The 24,887-nt window shown below is 56.2% G+C and carries 22 protein-coding genes, 2 tRNA genes and 1 pseudogene; 20 read left to right on the top strand and 5 right to left on the bottom strand.

All coding sequences use genetic code 11. The features are described from left to right. Window positions 1-63: 63 nt before the first annotated feature. Entirely contained in the window at window positions 64-303 is a 240-nt protein-coding gene (locus YERSI8AC_RS18640; protein ID WP_022522110.1) for a hypothetical protein, read from the bottom strand. A 115-nt stretch (window positions 304-418) separates the two neighbouring features. Here YERSI8AC_RS18640 and YERSI8AC_RS18635 point away from each other — a divergent pair, with 115 nt between their 5' ends. The 7 genes from YERSI8AC_RS18635 to nadA all read left to right on the top strand — a co-directional run bounded on the left by YERSI8AC_RS18635 (window position 419) and on the right by nadA (window position 6,700). After that, entirely contained in the window at window positions 419-2,209 is a 1,791-nt protein-coding gene (locus tag YERSI8AC_RS18635; RefSeq protein WP_159177295.1) for a DEAD/DEAH box helicase, read from the top strand. A 100-nt stretch (window positions 2,210-2,309) separates the two neighbouring features. Next, complete coding sequence (locus YERSI8AC_RS18630; RefSeq protein ID WP_009287433.1) at window positions 2,310-3,260, top strand: segregation and condensation protein A; 951 nt, start codon at window positions 2,310-2,312, stop codon at window positions 3,258-3,260. Continuing rightward, window positions 3,257-4,108 carry an SMC-Scp complex subunit ScpB gene (gene scpB, locus YERSI8AC_RS18625; protein WP_009287432.1) on the top strand — a complete coding sequence of 284 codons (852 nt, stop codon included), beginning with the start codon at window positions 3,257-3,259 and terminating at the stop codon, window positions 4,106-4,108. The genes YERSI8AC_RS18630 and scpB overlap by 4 nt, the downstream gene beginning before the upstream one ends. Further along, window positions 4,095-4,970, top strand: coding sequence for a 23S rRNA pseudouridine(2605) synthase RluB (rluB, locus tag YERSI8AC_RS18620; RefSeq protein WP_009287431.1), 876 nt, complete (start codon window positions 4,095-4,097; stop codon window positions 4,968-4,970). The genes scpB and rluB overlap by 14 nt, the downstream gene beginning before the upstream one ends. 182 nt (window positions 4,971-5,152) lie before the next feature. After that, window positions 5,153-5,228: transfer RNA gene (locus tag YERSI8AC_RS18615), tRNA-Lys, on the top strand. Between the two features lie 100 nt (window positions 5,229-5,328). Continuing rightward, a tRNA-Lys gene (locus tag YERSI8AC_RS18610) sits at window positions 5,329-5,404 on the top strand. A gap of 267 nt (window positions 5,405-5,671) precedes the next feature. Then, the gene (gene nadA, locus YERSI8AC_RS18605) at window positions 5,672-6,700 is read left to right on the top strand and encodes a quinolinate synthase NadA (RefSeq protein ID WP_022522112.1); all 1,029 of its coding nucleotides are present in this window, start codon (window positions 5,672-5,674) and stop codon (window positions 6,698-6,700) included. A gap of 483 nt (window positions 6,701-7,183) precedes the next feature. Here the strand turns inward: nadA and YERSI8AC_RS18600 are convergent, their stop codons facing one another. After that, window positions 7,184-8,647 carry a M48 family metalloprotease gene (locus YERSI8AC_RS18600; protein WP_159177294.1) on the bottom strand — a complete coding sequence of 488 codons (1,464 nt, stop codon included), beginning with the start codon at window positions 8,645-8,647 and terminating at the stop codon, window positions 7,184-7,186. A 176-nt stretch (window positions 8,648-8,823) separates the two neighbouring features. On the opposite strand from YERSI8AC_RS18600, the gene YERSI8AC_RS18595 reads away from it, so the two are divergent. Together YERSI8AC_RS18595 and YERSI8AC_RS18590 are read left to right on the top strand one after the other, a co-directional pair. Then, window positions 8,824-9,087, top strand: a complete 264-nt coding sequence (locus tag YERSI8AC_RS18595; protein ID WP_022522114.1) for a sulfurtransferase TusA family protein — start codon at window positions 8,824-8,826, stop codon at window positions 9,085-9,087. Further along, window positions 9,084-10,193 (top strand): AI-2E family transporter, encoded by a 1,110-nt coding sequence (locus YERSI8AC_RS18590; protein WP_022522115.1) that lies wholly within the window; start codon window positions 9,084-9,086, stop codon window positions 10,191-10,193. Before YERSI8AC_RS18595 ends, YERSI8AC_RS18590 begins: the two co-directional genes overlap by 4 nt. A gap of 71 nt (window positions 10,194-10,264) precedes the next feature. Here the strand turns inward: YERSI8AC_RS18590 and YERSI8AC_RS18585 are convergent, their stop codons facing one another. Beyond that, a complete protein-coding gene (locus YERSI8AC_RS18585) occupies window positions 10,265-10,741 on the bottom strand; it encodes a peroxiredoxin (protein ID WP_022522116.1) in 477 nt (158 codons plus the stop codon). Between the two features lie 270 nt (window positions 10,742-11,011). Here YERSI8AC_RS18585 and dapA point away from each other — a divergent pair, with 270 nt between their 5' ends. From dapA to purC, 3 genes are all read left to right on the top strand, one after another. Continuing rightward, on the top strand, window positions 11,012-11,896 hold the full coding sequence (dapA, locus tag YERSI8AC_RS18580) for a 4-hydroxy-tetrahydrodipicolinate synthase (RefSeq protein WP_022522117.1): 885 nt from the start codon (window positions 11,012-11,014) through the stop codon (window positions 11,894-11,896). A 77-nt stretch (window positions 11,897-11,973) separates the two neighbouring features. Next, window positions 11,974-12,957: an outer membrane protein assembly factor BamC gene (gene bamC / locus YERSI8AC_RS18575; protein WP_022522118.1), complete on the top strand. Its 984-nt coding sequence runs from the start codon at window positions 11,974-11,976 to the stop codon at window positions 12,955-12,957. A gap of 32 nt (window positions 12,958-12,989) precedes the next feature. Beyond that, the gene (gene purC / locus YERSI8AC_RS18570; RefSeq protein ID WP_022522119.1) at window positions 12,990-13,706 is read left to right on the top strand and encodes a phosphoribosylaminoimidazolesuccinocarboxamide synthase; all 717 of its coding nucleotides are present in this window, start codon (window positions 12,990-12,992) and stop codon (window positions 13,704-13,706) included. Window positions 13,707-13,721: 15 nt separating this feature from the next. Here purC and tsaA read toward each other — a convergent pair whose 3' ends face one another. Beyond that, a complete protein-coding gene (tsaA, locus tag YERSI8AC_RS18565) occupies window positions 13,722-14,459 on the bottom strand; it encodes a tRNA (N6-threonylcarbamoyladenosine(37)-N6)-methyltransferase TrmO (RefSeq protein WP_022522120.1) in 738 nt (245 codons plus the stop codon). A 140-nt stretch (window positions 14,460-14,599) separates the two neighbouring features. Between tsaA and YERSI8AC_RS18560 the strand changes: the two genes are divergently transcribed. Next, window positions 14,600-15,124, top strand: coding sequence for a GNAT family N-acetyltransferase (locus YERSI8AC_RS18560; protein ID WP_022522121.1), 525 nt, complete (start codon window positions 14,600-14,602; stop codon window positions 15,122-15,124). A gap of 3 nt (window positions 15,125-15,127) precedes the next feature. Here YERSI8AC_RS18560 and nadC read toward each other — a convergent pair whose 3' ends face one another. Next, entirely contained in the window at window positions 15,128-15,982 is an 855-nt protein-coding gene (nadC, locus tag YERSI8AC_RS18555) for a carboxylating nicotinate-nucleotide diphosphorylase (protein ID WP_022522122.1), read from the bottom strand. Between the two features lie 112 nt (window positions 15,983-16,094). Here nadC and ampD point away from each other — a divergent pair, with 112 nt between their 5' ends. The 7 genes and pseudogenes from ampD to YERSI8AC_RS18520 all read left to right on the top strand — a co-directional run bounded on the left by ampD (window position 16,095) and on the right by YERSI8AC_RS18520 (window position 24,861). Beyond that, window positions 16,095-16,676: a 1,6-anhydro-N-acetylmuramyl-L-alanine amidase AmpD gene (gene ampD, locus YERSI8AC_RS18550; protein WP_022522123.1), complete on the top strand. Its 582-nt coding sequence runs from the start codon at window positions 16,095-16,097 to the stop codon at window positions 16,674-16,676. Window positions 16,677-17,208: 532 nt separating this feature from the next. Beyond that, complete coding sequence (gene aceE, locus YERSI8AC_RS18545; RefSeq protein ID WP_159180195.1) at window positions 17,209-19,881, top strand: pyruvate dehydrogenase (acetyl-transferring), homodimeric type; 2,673 nt, start codon at window positions 17,209-17,211, stop codon at window positions 19,879-19,881. A 58-nt stretch (window positions 19,882-19,939) separates the two neighbouring features. Beyond that, window positions 19,940-20,129: pseudogene (locus YERSI8AC_RS18540) on the top strand (biotin/lipoyl-containing protein); the annotation flags it as partial. A 38-nt stretch (window positions 20,130-20,167) separates the two neighbouring features. Further along, a complete protein-coding gene (gene aceF, locus YERSI8AC_RS18535; RefSeq protein WP_159180194.1) occupies window positions 20,168-22,213 on the top strand; it encodes a pyruvate dehydrogenase complex dihydrolipoyllysine-residue acetyltransferase in 2,046 nt (681 codons plus the stop codon). A 446-nt stretch (window positions 22,214-22,659) separates the two neighbouring features. Then, window positions 22,660-23,313: an adenylate kinase gene (gene adk, locus YERSI8AC_RS18530; protein ID WP_009287421.1), complete on the top strand. Its 654-nt coding sequence runs from the start codon at window positions 22,660-22,662 to the stop codon at window positions 23,311-23,313. A 133-nt stretch (window positions 23,314-23,446) separates the two neighbouring features. Then, window positions 23,447-24,145 (top strand): tRNA (adenosine(37)-N6)-threonylcarbamoyltransferase complex dimerization subunit type 1 TsaB, encoded by a 699-nt coding sequence (gene tsaB / locus YERSI8AC_RS18525; protein ID WP_022522127.1) that lies wholly within the window; start codon window positions 23,447-23,449, stop codon window positions 24,143-24,145. Next, window positions 24,142-24,861: a class I SAM-dependent methyltransferase gene (locus YERSI8AC_RS18520; protein WP_022522128.1), complete on the top strand. Its 720-nt coding sequence runs from the start codon at window positions 24,142-24,144 to the stop codon at window positions 24,859-24,861. The genes tsaB and YERSI8AC_RS18520 overlap by 4 nt, the downstream gene beginning before the upstream one ends. Window positions 24,862-24,887: the final 26 nt, after the last annotated feature.

Genomic DNA, 24,887 nt, shown 5'->3' with positions numbered 1-24,887 from the left:
CGCCCATGTTAACGGCGGATTTTTTTCCGCCGTTAACAGTTACGCGAGTCGTGACAACAGTTATTAAGAGTGCCGCTCGGGAGCGCTAGCCGGTGTTTTATCAGCCCCTTCGGGTGGCAATCCTAGTTTGGCCTCCAGCGTTTCAAGCTCTAACCGGTAGCGCTCAACGAGGTATTCGAAGCGCCCAAAATCATGTCCGCAATCCATGCAGAACACATGGGCTTTACCACGCCGCGTGGCGGGAAGGCGTTTTAAACGACTGCCGCATTCCGGGCACTCTGGGCTGAAATGGTTGGTTGTCATTGCTCACCTCACTAGTATCTTCTCGCTGATAAACGTTGCGATTTCTGGGATTATTTAAACCATCACTACTACGACGCGACGAAAGTCGTAATAGTTCAATAGCGGGCTAATTAATTTGTCGATACCTAGCTCCTCACTAGCTAACTCACCAACGCCCCAGCTTCGCCCCTATCAGCAGGAAGCGGTCAAGCGCGTGGTGGGCCATTTCCGAGCCTCAAGCGAGCCTGCGCTGGTGGTGCTGCCCACGGGCAGTGGTAAATCCCTGGTGATAGCTGAGCTAGCGCGCTTGGCCCGTGGGCGGGTATTGGTGCTGGCCCATGTGCGTGAGCTGGTGGAGCAGAACCATGCCAAGTACCAGGCTTATGGGCTTGAGGCGGATATTTTTAGCGCCGGTTTAAAGCGCAAAGAGGCGAGTCGCCAAGTGGTATTTGGCTCGGTGCAGTCGGTGGTGCGTAACCTGGAGAGCTTTAACGACGCTAATTTTACCTTGCTGGTCATCGACGAGAGCCATCGTGTATCACTCAACGAAGACGCTAGCTATCGTCAGGTGATTGAGCACCTGCGCCAGCACAATCCACAGCTTAAAATACTCGGCCTCACCGCGACGCCGTACCGTTTGGGGCAGGGGTTTATTTATTACCGCCACCATCACGGCATGGTGCGGGGCAGTGAAGAGAGTTTTTTTCGTGACTGCGTCTTCGAGCAGCCGCTGCGTCTGATGGCGAAGCAGGGCTATCTGGCTGCGCCCAAGCGCCTGGATATGGCGATTGAGGGCTATGACTTCTCCGCACTCAAACCCTCTTCAAACGGTCTGTTCCAAGAGGAAGAGCTGAATCGCGTGGTGGCGGGCAGTCGAGCGACGCCGGGCATTATCGGGCAAATCGTCGAACGTGCGGTTGATCGCCAGGGCGTGATGATTTTTGCCGCCACCGTGGCCCACGCTGAAGAAATTATCGGTTATTTACCTCGAGCAGAGGCGGCTTTAATTACCGGTGCAACACCTTCCCAAGAGCGCACTGCGCTGATCGATGCTTTTAAAGCGCGGAAACTAAAATACCTGGTGAACGTCGCGGTGCTGACCACCGGTTTCGATGCTCCCCACGTGGATTTGATCGCTATTTTGCGGCCTACCGAATCGGTGAGCCTCTACCAGCAGATGGTGGGCAGAGGGCTGCGCCTGTCGCCGGGCAAGAGCGACTGCCTGATTCTGGATTATGCCGGCAACCCCTGGGATATCTTCGCGCCGGAAGTGGGGAAGCCGAAGCCCGATAGTGACAGCGAACCGGTTCAGATAGAGTGCCCCGACTGCGGTCATGCCAATCTTTACTGGGGTAAGCGCGACGGTGATTTAGTGATTGAGCACTTTGGCCGCCGCTGTCAGGGGCTAATTGAAGATGATGAAGGAAAGCGGCGCCAGTGTGAGTTTCGGTTCCGTTTTAAAGTTTGCGAGGAGTGTGGCGCCGAGAATGATATTGCCGCCCGCCGCTGCCACGGCTGCGAAAAACTACTGGTGGACGCGGATGATAAACTCAAGGACGCCCTAAAGCTGAAAGACGCCAAGGTATTGCGGGTAAGCGGTATGCAGCTGGAAGCGACCACTAACGGCCGTGGCCTGCCGCGCTTAAAAGTCACCTATCATGACGAAGATGGCACCCATCTTTCCGAGTGGTACGCGCTGGAAACCCCCGCTCAACGGCGCGCTTTTTATGCCGCCTTTCTGCGCTACCATCTGCGCGCACCGGGAGGTAAATGGCAGCCGCTAAGCGCCGAGGACGTCGTCGCCGAACAGCGCCGCCTACGCCACCCGGATTTTGTCGTAGGCCGCAAAGTGGGGCGCCATTTCCAAATCAGTGACAAGCTGTTTGACTATACTGGCCGCTACCGCAAAGCGGTGGAGGCGGGGTAGTACGCTTGTGCTTACTCTCTAATAGAGCAACGCGAATGCTAACGACTTTGCTAAACTGTTCGCTTGTGCCGATTTCCATTTTCCAAGAGAGCCGACCCGCGTGAGCGAGACGCCAAGCGTTACTGTTGATTTAGCAAGCCCTGATTCCGAACCCACCGAGCCAGTGGCAGCTTCGCTTGGGCGTCTGTTTAATGAGCCGATTACGCAAATGCCGGAGGATTTGTATATTCCCCCGGAAGCACTGCGTGTCTTTTTAGAGACCTTTGAAGGCCCGCTGGATCTGCTGCTCTATCTGATTCGCCGCCAAAACCTGGATATTCTGACCATCAACGTGGCGACCATCACCCACCAGTACATCGAGTACGTGGAGCTGATGAAGGCCATGGAGATCGAGCTGGCGGGGGAATACCTGTTGATGGCCGCTATGCTGGCTGAGATCAAGTCGCGCACCTTGTTGCCCCGCCCGCCGAAGGCTGAGGGCGATGACGAGGAGGATCCCCGCGCTGAGCTTATCCGCCGTCTGCAAGAGTACGAACGCCTTAAAGAGGCAGCAGAGACGCTGGACACATTACCGCGTATGGGGCGTGACTGGTTCAGCGTGCAGGCGGGCTTACCGCCACTGGAATCCCGTGTGATTCACCCCGAGGTGGAATTGGATGAATTGCTCAGCGCGCTCTCCGATATCCTCAAGCGTGCCGAGCTGGTGCAGGCCCACCAGATCAGCCGCGAGGTTCTCTCTACCCGCGAGCGCATGCTCAAGATCATGGAGCAGCTAAGTTACGACGACGCCCATCAGCGCTATACCCCCTTTGAAGCGCTATTTACTTTAGAGGAGGGGCGCGCAGGCGTGGTGGTCACGTTTATGGCGATTCTTGAGCTGGCCAAAGAAGCCATGATTGAAATTGTCCAAAATGCGCCGCTGTCGCCAATTCACGTGCGCGCGCGACGCGCTGCCCTTGCTGACGGCGAGGAGAGCGCTTTTGATGAGGGCGAGATAGAAGATGATGCCTATGGCGAGTCCGCTTTTGAACCTGACGAGGAGACGCCATGAGTAACACCGTCACCGCGTTAGATGACATTGTTTTAGATGATATTGTTGAAGCCGCACTGCTGGCCGCTGGCGAACCCTTGCCCCTTGAGCGGTTGGAGACACTCTTTCTTGAGGGCGAATGCCCCCCGCGCAAAGAGCTTCGTGACGTCCTGGAACGTTTGCAGCAGCGACATTCTGGCGGTGCACTGGAGCTCCTGGAAACGGTCTCAGGCTACCAACTGCGCATTCGTCCGCGGCTTTCCCAGTGGGTGTCGCGGTTATGGGATGAACGCCCCCAGCGCTACTCGCGGGCGCTGCTGGAGACACTGGCATTAATTGCCTATCGGCAGCCGGTTACTCGTGGGGACATTGAGGAAGTGCGCGGTGTCAGCGTGAGTAGTTCCATTATGCGCACCTTGGCTGAGCGCGGCTGGATTCGGGTGGTCGGTCATCGTGATGTGCCTGGCCGACCAGCGGTATACGCCACCACACGCAGCTTTTTAGACGATTTTGGGTTAAAAACCCTCGATGCATTGCCGCCCATGCACACCCTGGCAAGCTGGGATGAAAACGAGATATCTGAAGAACCGGGGATGACGATGGATACTGACATTCAGGAAGAAAATGGCCCCGGTACAGACCATGAAGCACTGGACGAAACGATCAAAACGGTGCAGGATGCGCCACCTCAGAAAGAACAGATAACCTCGGCTGAGATAGCCGACACGCACGCCGAGACGGCGTTAACCCAGCCGCTGAGTTTTGCCGACCTACAGGCTCGGCTCGCGGCACGTGCCAAGCGCCAACAAGATGAGCGCGAAAGCACGGAGACTACCGATGTGAGGTCAGACGACCATGAGTCAGAGTAATAACACCACGCCCCCCACCAGCGAAAAGCTGCAAAAAGTCTTGGCCCGTGCAGGCCTTGGCTCGCGTCGTGAGATGGAAACGGCGATTTCCGCCGGCCGTGTTAAAGTGAATAGCCAGGTGGCTAAGCTGGGCGACCGCGTTGAAGCGCGGGATAAAGTCAGTTTTGATGACCGTCCGGTGGCATTGCGCCCAGAAGAAGAAGTGCCACGCCGGGTGATTATGTATAACAAGCCGGAAGGCGAGCTATGCACCCGTAAGGATCCAGAAGGTCGCCGCACGGTGTTTGACCGCTTGCCGCGCCTGAAAGGCGAACGTTGGATTGCGATCGGTCGCCTGGATATCAACACCAGTGGTTTGCTGCTGTTCACTACCGACGGTGAGCTGGCCAACCGTTTGATGCACCCCTCTACCCAGGTGGAGCGCGAGTACGCGGTTCGCGTGATGGGTGAAGTGAAGCGCGAGCATATCCTGGCCATGGTCGATGGGGTCATGCTTGAAGATGGCCCGGCGCGCTTTACCGATGTTCAGGAGTTTGGTGGCGAAGGCATCAACACCTGGTTCCACGTGGTGATTCTCGAAGGGCGCAACCGTGAAGTGCGTCGTCTTTGGGAATCCCAGGCGCTGACGGTTAGTCGTCTTAAACGCGTGCGCTACGGCAATATCTTCCTCGATAAGCGGGCGAAAGCCGGCGAATGGGTCGAACTTACCCAGGATGAGGTGGATGACTTAGCCACGCTGGCTAACTTGGAAACACGTAAAGTGCCCGCGTTGACACCGGATGAGAAGAATCGCTGGAACCGCGATAAGCACAAGCGTAAGCCGGTACAGGCACTGCGCAAACCGAAAAGCAAGGCTCGCTAAGCGCGGCTTGCAGAGCCCGTTGAACCTCTTGGTGCTCAGTCGTTAGCGGTTAGGCTGATAAGCGTGCCTGTCAGCATTGAGTGACGCCAGCGGGCACGCAAATGGTTCATTATTGTAGAGTGAAAGCGAAAAAACGCTTGCTATCAATAAGGTGTAAGCGTAGGATATGCATCCGTTCAGGCGGGTCGTTAGCTCAGTTGGTAGAGCAGTTGACTTTTAATCAATTGGTCGCAGGTTCGAATCCTGCACGACCCACCATTCAAACGACTGATCAGTTTGAATAAAGTCAGTTTGAATGCAGTGGTGAACGTTTAAAGTATGTGTAGTAACGCTGGAAAGTGATCAGCACAGCAAGTTTGGGTCGTTAGCTCAGTTGGTAGAGCAGTTGACTTTTAATCAATTGGTCGCAGGTTCGAATCCTGCACGACCCACCAAATTCAACGCCCCTGGCAGTTTAGCTGCCAGGGGCGTTTTGCTATGTGTCTAGAAAGAACTCTATGTGTGACAATCTGTTTGCAGTCAAACGCTATTTCCCGCCAAAATGGTTTAGAATAAATCTGTCTAGAATAGATTTTAAGCGATGGCCATCGCGAGAGACGTAGCGGCTCATCGCTCCAACGAGCGGTGCATGTGCAAGACGCACTGCGCCGTAGCCCAGTGTTTAACAGGGGGATTCCCTGTTCGTCACAGTGGTAGACACAATGACTATTATGACTACTCAAGCGAAGCTTGAGGCCCCGCTACCCACAGCCTACTGCCCGACCCGCATTCCGGCGGAAGATCAGGCACGGGTTGAAGAGATCAAACGACTGTTGAAGGCCCATAACGCCGTTTTGGTCGCACACTACTACACCGATGATGCCATTCAGCAACTGGCGGAAGAGACCGGTGGCTGTGTCGCTGACTCGCTGGAGATGGCACGCTTTGGTGCTCGCCACGAAGCCACCACGCTGGTCGTCGCCGGTGTCCGCTTTATGGGCGAAACCGCCAAGATCCTTTCGCCTGAAAAACGCGTGCTGATGCCCACCTTGGAAGCCACCTGCTCGCTGGATATTGGCTGCCCCGTCGATGAGTTCAGCGCCTTCTGTGATGCCCATCCTGACCGCACCGTAGTGGTGTATGCCAACACCTCTGCAGCCGTTAAGGCGCGGGCAGACTGGGTGGTGACTTCGTCGATTGCAGTCGAGGTGATTGAGCACCTGCAGGCCAAAGGCGAGAAAATTCTCTGGGCGCCCGATAAGCATTTGGGCGGCTATATCCAGAACAAAACCGGCGCCGATATGCTGATGTGGGACGGCGCCTGTATCGTTCATGAAGAGTTTAAGGCCAAGGGCGTTGAAGATCTGAAGCGCATCTATCCAGATGCCGCAGTACTGGTGCATCCCGAATCGCCTGAGCCAGTAGTGAAGCTGGCGGACGTGGCAGGCTCCACCTCGCAGTTGATCAAGGCCGCGAAAGAGCTGCCCAACGATAAGCTGATCGTGGCAACTGATCGTGGCATCTTCTTCAAGATGCAGCAGGCAGTGCCGGATAAAACGCTGTTTGAAGCGCCGACGGCAGGCAACGGCGCCACTTGTCGTAGCTGTGCACACTGCCCCTGGATGGCCATGAACGCGCTGGATAATCTAGCCGGTGCGTTGCGTGAGGGAAGTGGAGAAATTCAGGTGGATGAAGCGCTGCGTCTGCAGGCTTTAAAGCCCCTTGAGCGCATGCTTAACTTCAATGCTTAGCGAGAAAAGATTAACCGAATGTCATTGCGAACAAAGTGAAGCAATCTCGGGGTGACTGCCACCGCTGGTTAAGATTGCCGCGTCGCTGCGCTCCTCGCAATGACATGTGGTGTGTCATTGCGAACGAAGTGAAGCAATCTCGGGGGTACTGCCACCGCTGGCTGAGATTGCCGCGTCGCTGCGCTCCTCGCAATGACATGTGGTGTGTCATTGCGAACGAAGTGAAGCAATCTCGGGGGTACTGCCACCGCAGGTTGAGATTGCCGCGTCGCTGCGCTCCTAGCAATGACATGTGGTGTGTCATTGCGAACGAAGTGAAGTAATCTCGGGGTTACTGCCACCGCTGGCTGAGATTGCCGCGTCGCTGCGCTCCTCGCAATGACATGTGGTGTGTCATTGCGAACGAAGTGAAGCAATCTCGGGGTTACTTGCCACCGCAGGCTGAGATTGCCGCGTCGCTGCGCTCCTCGCAATGACACAGGTTTAGTTAAAATCATCCAGCGCTTCGCGATACTCAATGAAGTCCTCGCGGCGCTGCTCGATTCTTGCCAGCGCCTGCTGATCATTTTCCCGCTCAGCGGCATCCCGAGCGATAGAAAGTTGGCGAATGCCGCGATCGACGCGGCCGGTCAGTTGAAGATACTCTGCGCGGGCTAAGTGCCCCCAGCTATCATGCCCACTGCGCCCGGCGGCTTCGGCCAGCAGGTTAAAGACCTGCGGGTTTTCCAGGTTTTGGGAAGTGATGTCGCGCAGCAGGTCATAGGCCGCCTGCGGGTCGCGCTGCAGCTGTGCTTCGGCCAAGATCAGTTGGGCAGGTAGGTAGTTGGGCATAAAACGTAGCAATTGCTGACTGCGCTGAATGGCCTGATCGTAGCGGCCAGCTTCCAGGGCGACGCTAGCCGAAGAGGCGGGCAGCATGGCAAAGTCGGGATGCTCGTTGGCAAGCCTATCCAGTTGCTCCAGGGCGCTATCGGTTTGGCCGTTGCGAGCATCGATCAGTGCCGCTAAGTAGTCCTGAGCGGCTTGTTCGGCGCCTTCCTGAGCAAGGCGCGAAGCAGCTTGCTGCGGCGTATTAGTGTAAATGCTTAGCAGCGCCCGGGCGCGCATCATGTCGTAGAGGGTGTCGCTGGTATATGCATCGGCAACATTGAGCTGGGCAGCGCGGGCTTGTGCGGCGCTTAAACGATTGTCGGTGACCGGGTGGGTCAGCAGGAACTCGGGTGGGGTATCGCCCTGAAGGCGCGCCATACGCTGCATGGCTGAGAACATGCGCACCATTGCCTCGGGGTCATAGCCTGCATCGGCCATGGCCTGAAGGCCGATGTTATCGGCTTCCTGTTCAAACAGCCGTGAGTAGCTGAGCTGATCCTGGATCAGCGCCGCCTGTGAGCCCATGGCGGCCGCCATTCCAGCGTCGCCGCCGCCACTGGCGGCAATCAGCATACCCGCCAGCATGGCTGCCATGGCGGGCAGTTGGGTCTGAGCCGCGCGGGCACTGCCTCGGGCATAGTGGCGTTGAGAGAGGTGGCCCAGTTCGTGAGCTAGCACCGAGACAAAAGCGCCTTCATCTTCGGCAAGCGCGAAAAGTCCTGAATTGATCCCTACTACGCCGCCAGGGACGGCAAAGGCGTTCAATGAAGCGTTATCGACCATGACGGTGATCGTGCGCAGACCGTTAATATCACTATGCGGGGCCAGCCGGGCAATCAGGCTTTGCAAATAATCATTGGTTATGGGGTCTTGCCACTGGGGGGCTTGGGCACGAAACTGGCGCAACCAGGCGCGGCCCAAGCGGTACTCTTCGTTGCTGACAGAGGTAGACGCCGCCCCTAAGCTCGGCAAGCCGTAATCGCTGGAGGCAATGCTTGGTGGGCTAAACAGTAGGCTGCCACAGGCACAAGCAAACGCACATATCCAGCCTGGGTAAGCGATACGAAGGGTTGGCATGGCATCCTCATAAATAATGAATAAGTACAGTGGTCAGAGTATGGCATTGGTGAAGAGTGTGACATTGATAAACACAGGGAAGTGCCGTTAAATCGACTGCCTAGTGAAATCAATCGCTAAAAAGATAGTTTATGTAACAATGCCGTGAGTATGTAGGTCATTTTGAGGGAGTGTATATGTCTGAGCAATCCGAGGGCTTTCAACCCGACACGGTGCTTGACGCTTGCGGGCTGCATTGCCCGCTGCCTTTGCTGAAGGCTAAGCAGGCCTTGGCAGGTTTGGCGGCTGGTCAGTTACTGGAAGTGCGTTCCACCGATGCGGGTTCGTGGCGTGATATGGCGTCGTTTACCGACCAAAGTGCACATACGCTGGAAGGTCGTGAGCAGCGCGACGAGGTGTATGTTTATTGGATTAGAAAAGCTGGGGATGCGCACTCATGACCCTGCGCACGATTTTAAAAAGCTGGGTTGAACGCTATTTCTCGGATGAGGAGGCGCTCATCCTGCTGATAGTGCTGGTGGCGGGCTTTGCCGCGATTATCTGGTTTGGACGCATGCTGGCGCCGTTTTTTACTGCACTGGTGATTGCGTTTCTTTTGCAAGGCGTAGTGAGTGCGTTTACCCGGCGAGGGGTACCGCACCTACTAGCGGTCATCCTGGTCTTTTTGGCCTTTATCAGCGTGCTGCTCACTCTGGCGTTTATTCTGATGCCGTTGATCTGGAATCAGCTAGTGGGGCTGGTGCAAGAGACACCGCGGATGTTCGCCAGTGGCCAGGGCTGGTTGGATGAACTGCAGGCGCGCTACCCGAATATTATTACGCCGGATCAGATGCAAAGCTGGATAGGCGTGGCGAGCCGTGAGATTAGCCAGCTAGGCCAGCGCGCCTTAACGCTTTCGCTGGCTTCGCTCGGCAATATTATGTCGCTGATTATCTACCTGGTACTGGTGCCGATTCTGGTGTTCTTTATGCTCAAGGATCGCGACGTGTTGGTCGGTTTTATGCTTTCGCTGCTGCCCCAAAAGCGTACGCTGCTATCGCGTATTTGGCGCGAAATGGACGATCAGATTGCCAACTATATCCGCGGCAAATTTATTGAAATCATCATCGTTGGCACCGTGGCGTTCTTTACCTTTGCGTTCTTTGGCTTACCGTATACAGCGCTGCTAGCGGTGTTGGTCGGCCTTTCTGTGTTAGTGCCTTATATCGGCGCTGCGGTGGCTACACTACCGGTCGCCGCGGTAGCGGGGTTCTATTTTGGTCTTAGTGAAGATTTTGTCTATGTGCTGGTGGCTTATGGCGTGATTCAAGCCCTGGATGGCAACGTATTGGCACCGGTATTGTTCTCTGAGACCAATAATATTCATCCGGTTTCGATTATTGTGGCGGTACTGTTCTTCGGTGGGATTTGGGGCTTCTGGGGGATCTTCTTTGCGATTCCCTTGGCAACACTGCTCAAGGCATTGATTTACGCCTGGCCACGTAGCATGCATGAGCGGGAGGAGCGTCGGAGTATACCAGCCACGGCTAGCCAGGAAGCCGAATAGCGCTCACCCACTGCCCGCGCAAGTGAATCAGTACGGGCAGTGGGCTGAACTGAAATAGAGCCCTGGTTGAGTTAGTTGGAAGCGTTCAGCTTTTCAGCCGCAGCAAGTACTTCTTCCGCGTGGCCAGGTACTTTAACGCCGCGCCATTCGTTGGCTAGCTTGCCCTCCTTATCAATCAGGAAGGTGCTGCGTTCGATGCCCAGGTGCTCCTTGCCGTACATTTTCTTGAGCTTGATAACATCAAATAGCGTGCAGATGTTTTCGTCCTTATCTGAAATAAGGTCGAAATTAAAATCCTGTTTGGCCTTAAAATTCTCCTGGGCGCGCAAGCCATCTCGAGAAACACCAAGAATGACCGTATTAGCGGCATCGAAGGCGGGTTTGCGGTCACGGAAGTCACCGCCCTCGGTGGTGCAGCCAGGTGTACTGGCTTTGGGATAAAAGTATATGACCACTTGTTTGCCACGCATTTCCGACAGTGTCACGGTGGTATCACCCGTGGCAGTGGCGGAGAAGTCAGCAACGGGTTGACCAATTTCAACAGGCATAAGGCATCCTTTTAAGGGTGGGTGTTAATATTGCTTGTTACGCGTGATTACACGTAAGCCAGCGGCCGTTGTCAAAGCTCAAAACAGGGTGACGACAAACTCACACCGCTTTACGCTGTACAGGCTCGAATCGCCTGAGTACCATTTGGCCTCTGTGCGGTGTCGGCGCTTGATGCAAAATAGCGTGATCGCGCTCGGTTTTGAAAAAAACTCTCGTATTCAAAAACACAGATAGTTGATATCACAATTTGGCTGGTGAGGAATAAACGGATGATCACAGGCAGCATCGTCGCCCTGGCGACGCCTATGAAGGTCAATGGCGACATCGACTGGGAGGCGCTTCGTCGTCTGGTGAACTTCCATCTCGAAAATGGCACCGATGCCATTGTCGCCGCTGGCACCACGGGCGAACCGACTACCATGTCGTTTGCGGAGCACTTTGACGTGATTCGCAGCGTGGTGGAAGAGGTCAATGGCCGTATACCGGTCATAGCCGGTACCGGCTCGAACAACACCACCGAAGCAGTGGAGTTGACCCGCTACGCGAAAGAGGTGGGTGCAGATTACTGTCTGACGGTGGCTCCCTACTACAACAAGCCTACTCAGGAAGGCCTGTTTCAGCACTTCAAGGCCACAGCCGAGGCCAGCGACCTGCCGGTTATTCTTTACAATGTGCCCGGTCGCACCTGCTCGGATATCTACAACGAGACCGTATTACGCCTGGCCGAAGTCGATAATATTATCGGTTTAAAAGACGCCACGGGGAACCTGGAGCGTGCGGAAGATCTAATCACTCGCCTGAAGGGCAGTGGTTTTATGCTCTACTCCGGTGATGATGCGACCGCCTGCGACTTTATGTTGATGGGTGGTCATGGGGATATCTCCGTCACCGCCAACGTTGCCCCCCGGGCGATGCATGAGCTTTGCTCGGCAGCGGTGGCCGGCGACTCCGATAAGGCGCATCAGATTAATACGCTTTTGATGCCGCTGCATACCAACCTGGGTATAGAGTCGAACCCTATTCCAGTGAAGTGGGCGCTGAACCGTATGGGGTACGCGGATGCGGGTATTCGCTTACCGCTAACCTGGCTGTCGGAAAAGTACCACGCCACGGTGAGCGAAGCGCTGCAGTTGGCGGGTGTCGTAGAGGAGTAGTCCGACGCAATACCCTTTGCTACCCAGCTCGCTTACCGTTGAGCTGGGTACCCGAATTGTTGACTTAAGGTGGCTTGATGAGCTCTGTGCTTGAAATACGTGCGCTTAAATGGGTTCCGCTGGCACTCGCAGCGGCTGTCGCGCTCTCTGGTTGTGCGCGGGATGGTTTTTACCACGACCGTAATTTGGACTACACCGAGGCCGCTCCGGCGCCGCCTTTGGTGCTGCCAGAGACCCGCAACACCCAGCGCTATCGCGATGCGCTGCCGGTTCCTCAAGCCGCCACCCAAGGTGCACGGCTTGACGAAGCAGCAGAGATTCGCCCGCCACAGTCATTGGCGATTGGCAGTGGGATGGAACCTGAGTATGTCGAGCGTCGCGAAGTGGGCGATCAAACCTGGCTAGTAGTGGCCGCCGACACCGGTACGGTCTGGCCGCAGTTGGAAGAGTTTGTACGTAGTCGTCAGTTGGAGGTGCAGCAGAGCAGTGCTTCTCAGGGCGTTATCGTCACGCCCCAGGCGGAAATTCGCCTGCAAAGTGCACTACGCGCAGGCAGTAGCGAAGTTCGCTGCGAACGCGGCGGGCAAACCATGGCGAGCTGCCTCGATGCGTTAGAGAGCCATTTAAGCGCGCGCAGTGCATCTGCCAGTGTCTCTTCTTCCTGGACCGCTCAGCGCCTCACCGGTGAGCAAACGCTGCAAATCCGCCAGCAGGACGACGAGTGGGAAGTGGTGATCCCGCAGCCGGTCGATCGGGTATGGGCAGAGTTGAACCACTATCTTGAGCTGGATTTTGCTCAGGAAGGTCAGCGTGATTTGCTGGCCGTCGACCCTGCCAGTCATGAGTTTATGGTTGAGTACATGACTGAAACCGAGCGCAACCGCAACCCGTTGCAAATCGTCTTCAGCCCGGATGTGCGCAAAATGTCCCAGCAGATTCGTCTTGCCCTGCAGCCTAACGGCGACCAGACGATTCTGCGTGCCATCAATGCCAGCGAGCGGGCATTCAGCGCCGATGATCAGCGCGAGCTGCTTGAGCGTGTCTCCGGCTATTTACGTTAATTTGTTGATCCTTGACCCCTTACGGAGCCCCCATGGAAAAGCGCCAAGAACTCTACGCCGGTAAGGCGAAATCTGTGTACACCACCGACGATCCGGATTTGTTGGTGCTCAATTTTCGTGATGACACCAGCGCCTTCGATGGCAAAAAAGTCGAGTCGCTGGCCCGCAAGGGAATGGTCAATAACATCTTTAACGCCTTCATTATGGAGCGGCTGCAGGAAGCGGGCATCCCCACCCACTTTGAAAAACAGCTCTCCAACACTGAGAGTCTGGTCAAAAAGATGCAGATGATCCCGGTGGAGTGTGTGGTGCGCAATATCGCCGCGGGTGGGTTGGTAAAACGTCTCGGCGTTGAAGAGGGAATTGCACTGACGCCACCCACCTTCGAGTTGTTTCTGAAGAACGACGAGAAGGGCGACCCGATGATCAATGAGTCGCTGGCGGAGACTTTCGGTTGGGCAACGCCTGAGCAGTTAGCCAAGATGAAGGTGCTGACCTTCAAGGTTAACCATATCCTCAAAGCGCTGTTTGCTGAGGGCGATATGCTACTGGTGGATTACAAACTTGAGTTTGGTGTATTCAAAGGCGAGGTGGTGCTGGGGGATGAGTTTTCTCCGGATGGTTGCCGTCTTTGGGACGCCAACACCCGTGAGAAGCTCGATAAAGACCGCTTCCGTCAGGGGTTGGGCGGTGTGATTGAGGCGTATGAGGAAGTTGGCCGCCGTTTGGGCATTACCTTTCCTGCTTAAGCCGGCGCGTCAGATTTATTGCTCGGCATAAGGTTCGATAGCCATCACCTCCAAGGTGGTGGCTTCGCCATTTTGGCGAGGGCAAAACTTAACGTCCACGTCGCGCAGGCGTACGCCGTAAAGACGCTCAGAATCCCTGTCCTTTTGCTTATAGGCGGGCCTGGGATCCTGGCTGAGTACCTGCTCAATTAATGCCAGCAGTGTGGCGCTGTCCTGGCGCTGAGCAAGCGTATCCAGTGCCGCTGGATGAAAGGTGACGTCCATGAGTGGCGGTGTTTCAGGGGCGAAACCGGCCAGTGCGTTAGGCTCGGATTCGGCCCAGGGCAGGTAGGGTTTGATATCAATCACCGGGGTGCCGCTGACTAAATCGCAGCCCTGGAGCTGTAGCGTAACGCCGTGCTGGGTGTCGATACCGACTAATCTCACCAGTGAGAGCCCCAGGCGGTTAGGGCGGTGGGTGCTGCGACTGGCAAAAACCCCCACCTTTTTATTGCCCCCCAGGCGTGGCGGCCTTACCAGCGGCGACCAGCGCTCGGGGCTTTGATGAAAAATAAAGCTCAGCCACAGGTGGCTGAAGTCTTCCAAACCGCGCACCGCGAGTGGGTCGTTGTAGGGCGCAGTGAGTACAAGCCGGGCATCGGCCGCGGGGGCGAGCCCCGGCTGGCGGGGAATACCGAATTTATCGGGGTAGTCGCTAACCACATGACCAATGGGCGTCAGCGTAAAGTGCTCGCTGTTAGGGGCATCGTCCATCACACTGCCTTCTGCTGGGGTTGATTCGCGTAGAATTGATCCAAGTAGTATAAAGCAGGCCAATGGCTTAAGCGTGACCAAATGGGGCGTGATCGAATGTGTCTTGATCAAATGATAGCTGAACAGCTCAGAGGTGACGCATGACCAATACCGAGGAGCAGCAAGCGCCAACCAGTACGCGAATAACCTATCGCGCGGCGCTAGCACGGGATGCCGCCGACCAAGCGGAAGTGTTTTATCACGCTGTTATGCAGGGAGCGGCCACGCATTACACGCTGGATGAGCGGCGTGCGTGGGCCAATGCGTTGCCCCGCGAAGGCAGTGCATGGGGAGTGCGCCAAGCGCTCTACACAACCCTAGTGGCTACCTGTGATGGTCGCTGCGTGGGGTTCCTGGAGTTGGATTTAGTCGCTGGGCGGGTTGAAACACTCTACGTATGGCCCTCATTAGCCGGTCGCGGTATCGGTACCACGCTGCTGGTACATGCCGAACGGCTGCTGCTTGAGCAGGGAAAGGGGCAAATCGAGATAGAGGCGAGTTCAATGCTCTATGAGCGCCTGCTGCGCCGTGGTTGGAAAAACCACGGCGAGGAGTGGGTCGAGCGAAGCGGGGAGCGACTGCTGCGTTATAAACTTTCCAAATCGCTTAATGCTGTCGAAACCTAATCATCAAACGCTATAGCTGCGGGTAATGCGCATGGAAAGATCGATCGAGGCGATGTCCTTGGTCAGTGCGCCGCTCGATATACAGTCAACACCGGTATCGGCAATTGCCCGCAGGGTGGCAGCATCCACATTGCCTGAAGCTTCCAGGGTGGCTCGGCCGCCGTTAATTTCCACGGCAACGTGCAGGTCTTCGATGGCGAAATTGTCGAGCATGACAATATCAGCTCCCGCGGCCAATGCCTGATCCAGCTCTTCAAAGGTTTCTACCTCGACTTCCACGGGCAGGTCGTTGGCTAACTTGCGCGCTTGCGCAACCGCCGATTGAATGCCTCCACAGGCGGCAATATGGTTCTCTTTGATCAAAAACGCGTCCCATAGGCCAATGCGGTGGTTGTGGCCGCCGCCGCAGGTGACCGCATATTTCTGCGCCAAGCGCATGCCGGGCAGCGTTTTACGCGTATCAAGCAGGCGAACGCCGGTGTCTTCAATCAGGTCGACATATGCGCGGGTGGCGGTGGCGGTGGCAGACAGCGTTTGCAATACGTTAAGCGCCGCCCGCTCGCCGGTAAGCAGGGCACGGGCGGGGCCCTCCAGGGTTAAGAAACACTGTTCAGCCTCTAGCTTATCGCCGTCAGCGGCGTGCCAGGTCAGGCTTACCCGACTATCCAGGCGGCGAAACAGCTCATCTACCCAGGGTGCGCCACACAGCACTGCGGTTTCACGGGTAATTACGTCGGCGCAGGCCCACTGGTGTTCAGGGATCAATTGCGCGGTAATATCACCCGGGCCAACGTCTTCTGACAGCAAGCGGGCGGCGCTGGCGCGGATTTCTTCAGCAAGAGCGGATTGATAATGCATGGCCGTGGATTCCCTGAACGTCGTCTTCGATGACGGGCATTGTAGTGAAAAACAGCGGTGAAGGTGAAAGAGAACAGAGAAAGAAAGCGCTAACGTAAAGGAGCCCTTGCCAGTGGAAAATAAACAACCCCTTGACGGGTGGTGGGAAAGCGCGCGTAAAGTCGTTTCACCGAACTGTGACCCTCGGCCCACCGGTGAGGTGTCGTTGCTAGTGATTCATGCGATCAGTCTTCCGCCTGGTCAGTTTAGTGGTAATGCTATTGAAGCGCTATTTACCAATCAATTGGCGGTAGACGAACATCCATTTTTCGCCGAAATTGCCCACTTAAGAGTCTCCGCACACCTGCTTATCCGTCGCGATGGTGAGTGCGTGCAGTTTGTTGATACAGATCAGCGTGCTTGGCATGCTGGGCGCTCCAACTGGTGGGATGCTCGCCAGCTAAGCTGGCGAAAGGCGCTCAACGATTTCTCGGTGGGGATTGAACTTGAAGGGGATGACGTTACCCCCTATCGCAAAGCACAGTATGACACTCTGGTGGAAGCAGTGGTGTGGCTAATGGCGCGCAACCCTCAGCTAGATAGCAGTCGTATTACCAGCCATGCCCATGTGGCGCCGCTGCGCAAAACGGATCCTGGTCCGGCGTTTGATTGGGCGTATTTCCAGCAACTGCTGACATCGCGTGTTGAGCGTTAGCGGTTCGATTACGTTTTTCCCTGTGTGCTAAGTATTTCACTAATAACGCAATAAAACGGTAGTTTAATTACATCGGATGACTATTTGGTCGCAATGGCAAATGCTCTATGAATTGCTTATGTTGCAGTGCAATAGTTTGTTTTCGATAGGCTTTTCCGCTGCGACGGAATTGGCAGCGTGGCGACTTTGAGGTATCTTCGCCTATACAAAAGGCTAACTTCTAAGAGAATTGTGTAGCTTTACTACATCAATAGTTACGTAGCTTGTTGAATGTAGAGCTAAAACCCCTATCCGGCGTTTAATCACCGGCTGAATGTTGGCGCGTGGTGTAGTGCCACGCCGCCGCCCCAGGCCCTTCAGGGTAGCGGGGATTTTTGTCATTTATCGTCATTCGGAGAGACCTCTATGAGTCTGGAGACAAGAGAAGATCTCGATCCGATCGAAACCACGGAATGGATTGATTCCCTGGAATCGGTATTGGATCGTGAGGGCGAAGATCGTGCCCGCTTTATCGTCATTCGGAGAGACCTCTATGAGTCTGGAGACAAGAGAAGATCTCGATCCGATCGAAACCACGGAATGGATTGATTCCCTGGAATCGGTATTGGATCGTGAGGGCGAAGATCGTGCCCGCTACCTGATGACCCGCCTGGCGGATCGCCTGCGCCGGGACGGCATGAAGGTGCCCTTCTCGGTGACGACCCCGCACCGTAATACGATCCCGGTTCACCGCGAAGCACCGATGCCTGGCGACCTGTTCATGGAGCGCCGTATCCGCTCCTTGATCCGTTACAACGCCATTGCCCAGGTGATTCGTAATAACCGCGCCAAGCCGGGCCTGGGTGGCCACATTGCCAGTTTTATGTCCTCGGCTACCCTGTATGACGTGGGCTTTAACCACTTCTTCCGCGCCCCTCAGGGCGATTTTGCCGGTGACCTGATTTATATTCAGGGCCACGTAGCACCGGGCATCTACGCACGTTCCTATTTGGAAGGGCGTCTATCGGAAGAGCAGATGGACAGGTTCCGCCAGGAAGTCGATGGCGATGGCCTCTCGTCCTACCCGCACCCGTGGTTAATGCCGGACTACTGGCAGTTCCCCACGGTCTCCATGGGGCTTGGCCCGATTCAGGCTATCTATCAAGCGCACGTGATGAAGTACCTGCATCACCGTGAGCTGAAGGATATGTATGACCGCAAGATCTGGTGCTTCATGGGCGACGGCGAGTGTGACGAGCCGGAATCCCTGGGCGCCATTTCACTGGCCGGTCGCGAAAACCTCGACAACCTGATCTTCGTCATCAACTGTAACCTGCAGCGCCTTGACGGCCCTGTACGCGGCAACTCGCGGGTGATGGACGAATTCGAAGGCGTCTTCCGTGGTGCGGGCTGGAACGTGATCAAGGTCGTTTGGGGGCGTCACTGGGATCCGCTGTTCGAGAAGGATAAGAAAGGCATCCTTCAGAAACGCATGGACGAAGCGGTCGACGGCGAGTACCAGAACTACAAAGCCAACGGCGGCGCTTACACCCGTGAGCACTTCTTTGGCAAATATCCAGAAACCGAGGCGATGGTCAACGACCTCTCCGACGAAGATATCTGGAAGCTCAACCGCGGTGGCCACGATCCGTTCAAGGTTTACGCGGCGTATAACGAGGCGGTTAACACCTCCAACGGCAAGCCCACGGTCATCCTGGCGCACACCGTTAAAGGTTACGGTATGGGCAGCGGTGATGGCGAAGCGGCCAACGAAGCGCACCAGGTCAAGAGCATGGAGTATGAAGCGCTCAAGACCTTCCGCGACCGCTTCGGTATTCCGTTAACCGACGAGCAGCTCAAAGACGTGCCGTACTACAAGCCGGAAGACGACTCTCCCGAGCTCAAGTACATGCACCTGCAGCGCGAGCGTCTGGGCGGCTACCTACCCAGCCGTCAAAGCGACTTCGAGGCGCTGGAAATCCCCAGCCTCGAAGACAAGACCTTTGCCTCGCAAATGGGCGGCTCGAAAGGGCGTGAAGTCTCGACCACCATGGCGTTTGTGCGGGTGCTTAACGGCCTGGTCAAAGATAAGACGCTGGGCAAGAAGGTGGTGCCGATTATCCCTGACGAAGCGCGTACCTTCGGTATGGAAGGCATGTTCCGTCAGTTGGGTATCTACACCTCGGAAGGTCAGAAGTACGAGCCAGTGGATAAAGGCCAGATCATGTTCTACCGCGAGGATCAGAAAGGTCAGATCCTCGAAGAGGGCATTACCGAAGCAGGCGCCATGTCGGCCTGGATCGCCGCGGCGACCTCCTACAGCAACAACAACGTCACGCTGCTGCCGTTCTACATCTACTACTCGATGTTTGGCTTCCAGCGTATCGGCGATCTGGCCTGGGCGGCGGGTGACCTGCAAGCCCGTGGCTTTATGGTCGGCGGCACCGCCGGGCGCACCACGCTTAACGGCGAAGGCCTGCAGCACCAGGATGGCCACAGCCTGATTCAGGCCTCCACCATCCCCAACTGCCGCAGCTACGACCCGACCTATGCCCATGAAGTCGCCGTGATTCTGCAGGATGGTCTGAAGCGCATGTTCACCGACAAGGAGAACTGCTTCTACTACCTGACGGTGATGAACGAGAACTACGAGCACCCGGTGCTGGAAAACGTGCCCGCCGACGATATCGTTAAAGGCATGTACCTACTGCGCGAAACCAAGGGTGACAAGGGCCGCGTTCAGCTGCTGGGCTCGGGCACCATTCTGCGCGAAGTGGAAGCTGCCGCTGAGTTGCTTGAGAACGATTGGGGCATCGGCGCCGACATCTGGAGCGTGACCAGCTTTAACGAGCTGCGTCGTGAAGCGCTGCTGCTGGATCGTGAAGCCTTCCTGAACCCAGACGCCGAGGCCAACAAGCCTCACGTCACACAGTGCCTGGAAGGGCGCGACGGCCCGGTGATCGCGTCGACCGACTACATGAAGCTGTATGCCGATCAAGTGCGCGCCTGGGTACCTGGTGACTACACTGTACTGGGTACCGATGGCTTTGGCCGTTCAGACACCCGTGAGAAGCTGCGCTACTTCTTCGAAGTAGATCGCTACTTCGTGACCGTGGCGGCGCTACGTGCGCTGGCTGAGCGTGGCGAGATTGATCGCAAGCAGGTTGGTGAAGCGCTTAAAAAGTACGGCATTGATGCCCATAAGCCTAACCCGCTGACTAGCTAAACCGCTGACCGGTGGGCGGTGGCCCACCGGCTCGATCCGATTTGGAAGGAGCGCGACCTTGAGTAGCGAAATCATCAAAGTTCCCGATATCGGCGGCGATACCGATGTCGAAATCATCGAGATTGCGGTGTCAGAAGGCGACGTCATTGAAGCGGAAGACACCCTAATCACGCTGGAATCCGACAAAGCCAGCATGGACGTACCGGCCCCGAAAGGCGGCAAGGTACTCCAAGTGCTGGTCAAAGAAGNGCCCACCGGCTCGATCCGATTTGGAAGGAGCGCGACCTTGAGTAGCGAAATCATCAAAGTTCCCGATATCGGCGGCGATACCGATGTCGAAATCATCGAGATTGCGGTGTCAGAAGGCGACGTCATTGAAGCGGAAGACACCCTAATCACGCTGGAATCCGACAAAGCCAGCATGGACGTACCGGCCCCGAAAGGCGGCAAGGTACTCCAAGTGCTGGTCAAAGAAGGCGATAGCGTCTCGGAAGGGGACGATATCGTTGAGCTGGAAGTCGAAGGTGGTGGCGACGAGCAGCAAGAGAAGAAGCAAGAGAGCTCGTCTGACAGCCAGCCTGAAGAGGCCCCAGCGAAGCAAGAGAAACCCAAAGAGCCGTCTCAAGAGCAGAAGCCCGCGGCTAAAAAGTCAGCCGGCGGTAAGCAGACGGTGGATATCAAAGTGCCCGATCTCGGCGGCTCGGACAGCGTCGAAATTATCGAAGTCGCGGTCAGCGAAGGCGATGAGGTTGAGGCCGAAGACACCTTGATCACGTTGGAGTCTGACAAAGCCTCCATGGACGTACCTAGCCCCTATAGCGGTAAGATCGTCAGTTTTACCGTGAAAGAGGGCGACACGGTGTCTGAAGGCGATGTGATCGGCCAGATGGAGATCGTCGGCGAAGGCGGCGACAGCGAAGACGCATCGGAAGAGAGCTCTTCTCCAGAACCGTCCTCTAGCCAAGCCAGTAGCGAGCCGGAAGAAACGGCTGAAGATGATCAGGAAGAGGCCGCTAGCGGCGAGCCGGAGCGCAAAGAAATTCGCGTACCGGATCTTTCTGGCTCCTCTGATGTGCCGATTATCGAGATCGGCGTAGCGGCAGGTGACGAAGTCAACGAAGAAGACCCGTTGATCACCCTAGAGTCTGATAAAGCCTCTATGGACGTGCCCAGCCCCTACAAAGGCAAGCTTCTTGAGCTGACCGTTAAAGAGGGCGACACCGTCTCTGAAGGCGATGTGATCGGCTATATGGAAGTGGCGGGTGCCAAAAAAGCGGCACCGAAAAAGGCCGCACCAGAAAAAGCCTCGCAGAGCAGTGACAGCAAGGACAGCGCTAAACCGTCTGAATCTCCGGCCGGTACCCCCAGCCCGGAAGCACAGATGGCTGCCCATAAGCCCCGGGATGGCAAGCTGGTGCACGCCGGCCCTGCGGTACGCATGCTGGCTCGTGAACTAGGCGTCGACTTGGGACTCGTTAAACCCAGCGGCCCGAAAGATCGCGTGCTCAAAGAGGACGTACAGTCCTACGTGAAGCAGGCGATTGCCAATCAGGGTAAAGCCCAGCCAGGTGCGGCAGCCGCGGCTACTGGCGGCGCGGGTATTCCGCCCATTCCGGAAGTCGACTTCAGCCAGTTTGGTGAAGTGGAAGAGAAGCCGATGGGGCGTCTGCTCAAGATGGGCGCGACCAACCTGCATCGTAGCTGGCTCAATGTGCCCCACGTTACGCAATTCGACGAAGCGGACATCACCGAGCTGGAAGCTTTCCGCAAGGCGATGAAGGCGGAAGCGGAAGCCCAGGGCGCCAAGCTAACGCCGCTGCCGTTTATGGTCAAAGCCTGTGCCTTTGCGCTGCGTAAATTCCCGCAGTTCAATGTCAGTCTGAAGGGTGACGGTGAAACCCTGGTATGGAAGAACTACGTCCATATCGGTATTGCCGTGGATACGCCTGACGGTCTGATGGTGCCAGTAGTGCGCAACGCCGATAACAAATCCTTGATCGAGATTGCCAAGGAGATGGCGGAGCTAGGCAAGAAAGCCCAGACCAAAAAGCTCAAGCGCGACGAGATGACCGGTGGCTGCTTCACCATTTCGAGCCTCGGTTCGATTGGTGGCACGGCGTTTACACCGATCGTTAACGCGCCGGAAGTGGCTATTCTGGGCGTGTCCAAAGCGCAGATGAAGCCGGTTTGGGATGGCAGCGCCTTCCAGCCGCGCCTGATGATGCCGCTGTCGCTCTCCTACGATCACCGTGCGATCAACGGCGCTGATGCGGCACGCTTTACTGCCTTCCTGGCCGATGTGCTGACCGACATTCGTCGCTTACTGCTGTAATTGGTAGCGATGTGCTTTCACAAGCGGCGCCCCTAGGGGCGCCGCTTGTGTTTACTAGGAGCCTCTGATTAACGTAATGAGCGAAGGTCAGGCAAGGCAAAAATCAACGAAAAAAGGATCGGATTCGCGCGCGAATTTACGGGGTGTAAATGAGCATTTTGATCGGACTCGCGCACGAGGCGATTTTTAACGCCGTATGGTCGAGCGCTCTAGTTAATCAGAGGTTTCCTAAACGTAAATGCTGCCTAAACCTCTAGCAGGGCGACCAAAGTGGTAGATTTAGGGCATTTGGCTGTTTTAATTTAAAAAAATTGAAATAAAAGCGGGTTTCTCAGGCTTTTGGGGAGTTGTGTCGCTTGAGAGGCGCGGTTATTGTCAGTTAACAGAATTCACATACTCATTTTTCGAACTCTTTTTTCATACCAAGAACTTCAAGGAGCAGTGCCATGCGTTTAATCCTGTTGGGTGCCCCCGGCGCGGGGAAGGGGACTCAAGCTCAGTTTATTTGTGAGCAATTTAAGATTCCTCAGATTTCCACCGGGGATATGCTGCGCACGGCCATTAAAGATGGCACAGAGCTGGGCTTGAAAGTAAAAGAGATCATGAACAGTGGTGGCCTGGTGTCTGATGACATCATCATTGACTTGGTCAAAGAGCGCATCAGTCAGCCCGACTGCGAGAACGGCTTTCTGTTCGATGGTTTCCCACGCACGATCCCCCAGGCCGACGCCATGAAAGAGGGCGGCGTTAAGCTGGATCACGTGGTGGAAATTGCCGTACCCGATGAAGAGATCGTTAGTCGCTTGGCGGGACGCCGTGTGCATCAGGCATCGGGCCGGGTTTATCACGTTGAGCACAATCCGCCCAAAGAACCAGGCAAAGATGATGTGACCGGTGAAACGCTTATTCAGCGTGAAGACGATCAAGAGTCCACGGTGCGTAATCGCCTATCCGTTTACCACGATCAAACGGCCCCGCTGGTCGATTACTATCAGCAGTGGGCCAAACAGGATCCCCAGAGCGCGCCCCAGTACCATCGCATTGAAGGCGTTGGCAGTGTGACGGATATTACCCGCCAGGTTAAAGAAGCCCTTAGCTGATAAGAGCCCCCAACTGATAATAATCCTTAGCTGATTTTACGCCTTTGCCGATGGCCCGCCTAATGCGGGTCATCGTCGTATTGGTGTGACAAAGGTATAATGCCGCAACCTTTCTTTCGAGTGGCCACTTGCTATGCCGTTACATCTGCTTGCCCTGGACGCCTCTTCAAGCGCCTGCTCTGCAGCCTTACTGCGCCAGGGTGATTCGGGCACTGAGTGCCTGGCGCGCTTCGAGATGACGCCTCGCGCCCATACCCGTCGGTTGTTACCTATGGTGGACGAAGTGCTTGCCGAAGCGCAGGTAACCCCTTCCCAGCTTGATGCCGTAGCGTTTGGCCGAGGGCCGGGTTCGTTTACCGGACTGCGTATCGCGGCGGGGGCAGCCCAGGGGTTGGCGTTTGGTTTGGATTGCCCGTTGCTGGGGGTGTCTACTTTGGAGGCGCTGGCCCTTCAGGCCCATCGTCGCTATCACCTCCGCCACGTGGTGACTGCCTTAGATGCCCGCATGGGCGAGGTATACGCCGCGACGTGGCACTGCCTTAAAGATACCATCACACCGATGAGCGCCGAGGCGGTGCTGGCCCCTGAAGCACTTCGCCTGCCAGGCGACGAAACCGACTGGGTAGGTGTAGGCAGCGGCTTTACGCTGTGGGAGCGCTTCACTGTCGATGTACAGCTCAGCATGCCCCAACATTTGGATGATTTAGAGCCCCGCGCCGAAGAGATGGCGTGGCTGGCGGCGCGTGATTTTGCCGCTGGGTTGGGGCAGGCCGCGCACTTGGTTCAGCCGGTTTATCTGCGCAACGACGTTGCCTGGAAAAAGCCCGCATGAGCGATGTTGAGGCCGATGTTGAGAGCATCGTTCTGCCTGACGGCCTGCGCTTGGTGCAGGGCGATGAGGGGTTGGCGCTGGTCGGTGATGAAAAACGCTACGGCAAGCCGCTCAGCGTTGATTTTGTGGCGGGCAAAGCGGCCCATCGGCGCCGCTTTGGTGGTGGGCGTGGTCAGCTGGTCGCAAAGGCCTGTGGGCTTTCCAAGGGCGTGACGCCCTGCATCGTTGATGCTACGGCAGGGTTGGGGCGGGATGCGTTTGTATTGGCCAGCCTAGGTGCCCAGGTGTTGTTAATTGAGCGGGTTGCAGCGATTGCAGCGCTGCTGGAGGATGGCCTGAAACGTGCCTCCAGGCATAGCGATACAGTGGATATTGTTGCCCGCATGACACTGCGTCATGGGGATGCGGCTCAATCCCTGGCTGAATTGGTTGCCAGTGCTCACTTTTCACCGCAGGTGATACACCTGGATCCAATGTTTCCCCATCGTGAGAAATCAGCGTTGGTGAAAAAAGAGATGCGTCTGTTCCGCGAGTTGGCTGGTGATGATAACGATGCCCCGCGATTACTAGAAGCGGCGTTGGATGTGGCCACTCATCGCGTGGTGGTTAAGCGCCCCCGTAAGGCGCCGCCTATTGCGGGGCCAGTGCCGCAACATACCCTTGAGGGTAAAACCAGCCGCTACGATCTGTATGTACATCGCTCATTAGCACGGTAGCTCGTTAGTGTACTTATCAGTGGCTA

This window comes from Halomonas sp. 113, assembly GCF_904067645.1.
Taxonomy (GTDB): Bacteria; Pseudomonadota; Gammaproteobacteria; order Pseudomonadales; family Halomonadaceae; genus Vreelandella; species Vreelandella titanicae.
The sequence above is the reverse complement of the archived record's forward strand: the minus strand, read 5'-3'. Positions and strand labels throughout refer to the sequence as shown.

Excerpts from the sequence above, each read along its gene's own strand:
- YERSI8AC_RS18640 (WP_022522110.1), bottom strand. The coding sequence starts at position 303 with ATGACAACCAACCATTTCAGCCCAGAGTGCCCGGAATGCGGCAGTCGT.
- scpB (WP_009287432.1), top strand. The coding sequence starts at position 3,257 with ATGAGTAACACCGTCACCGCGTTAGATGACATTGTTTTAGATGATATT.
- rluB (WP_009287431.1), top strand. The coding sequence starts at position 4,095 with ATGAGTCAGAGTAATAACACCACGCCCCCCACCAGCGAAAAGCTGCAA.
- nadA (WP_022522112.1), top strand. The coding sequence starts at position 5,672 with ATGACTATTATGACTACTCAAGCGAAGCTTGAGGCCCCGCTACCCACA.
- YERSI8AC_RS18600 (WP_159177294.1), bottom strand. The coding sequence starts at position 8,647 with ATGCCAACCCTTCGTATCGCTTACCCAGGCTGGATATGTGCGTTTGCT.
- YERSI8AC_RS18595 (WP_022522114.1), top strand. The coding sequence starts at position 8,824 with ATGTCTGAGCAATCCGAGGGCTTTCAACCCGACACGGTGCTTGACGCT.
- YERSI8AC_RS18590 (WP_022522115.1), top strand. The coding sequence starts at position 9,084 with ATGACCCTGCGCACGATTTTAAAAAGCTGGGTTGAACGCTATTTCTCG.
- YERSI8AC_RS18585 (WP_022522116.1), bottom strand. The coding sequence starts at position 10,741 with ATGCCTGTTGAAATTGGTCAACCCGTTGCTGACTTCTCCGCCACTGCC.
- dapA (WP_022522117.1), top strand. The coding sequence starts at position 11,012 with ATGATCACAGGCAGCATCGTCGCCCTGGCGACGCCTATGAAGGTCAAT.
- bamC (WP_022522118.1), top strand. The coding sequence starts at position 11,974 with ATGAGCTCTGTGCTTGAAATACGTGCGCTTAAATGGGTTCCGCTGGCA.
- purC (WP_022522119.1), top strand. The coding sequence starts at position 12,990 with ATGGAAAAGCGCCAAGAACTCTACGCCGGTAAGGCGAAATCTGTGTAC.
- tsaA (WP_022522120.1), bottom strand. The coding sequence starts at position 14,459 with ATGGACGATGCCCCTAACAGCGAGCACTTTACGCTGACGCCCATTGGT.
- YERSI8AC_RS18560 (WP_022522121.1), top strand. The coding sequence starts at position 14,600 with ATGACCAATACCGAGGAGCAGCAAGCGCCAACCAGTACGCGAATAACC.
- nadC (WP_022522122.1), bottom strand. The coding sequence starts at position 15,982 with ATGCATTATCAATCCGCTCTTGCTGAAGAAATCCGCGCCAGCGCCGCC.
- aceE (WP_159180195.1), top strand. The coding sequence starts at position 17,209 with ATGAGTCTGGAGACAAGAGAAGATCTCGATCCGATCGAAACCACGGAA.
- adk (WP_009287421.1), top strand. The coding sequence starts at position 22,660 with ATGCGTTTAATCCTGTTGGGTGCCCCCGGCGCGGGGAAGGGGACTCAA.
- tsaB (WP_022522127.1), top strand. The coding sequence starts at position 23,447 with ATGCCGTTACATCTGCTTGCCCTGGACGCCTCTTCAAGCGCCTGCTCT.
- YERSI8AC_RS18520 (WP_022522128.1), top strand. The coding sequence starts at position 24,142 with ATGAGCGATGTTGAGGCCGATGTTGAGAGCATCGTTCTGCCTGACGGC.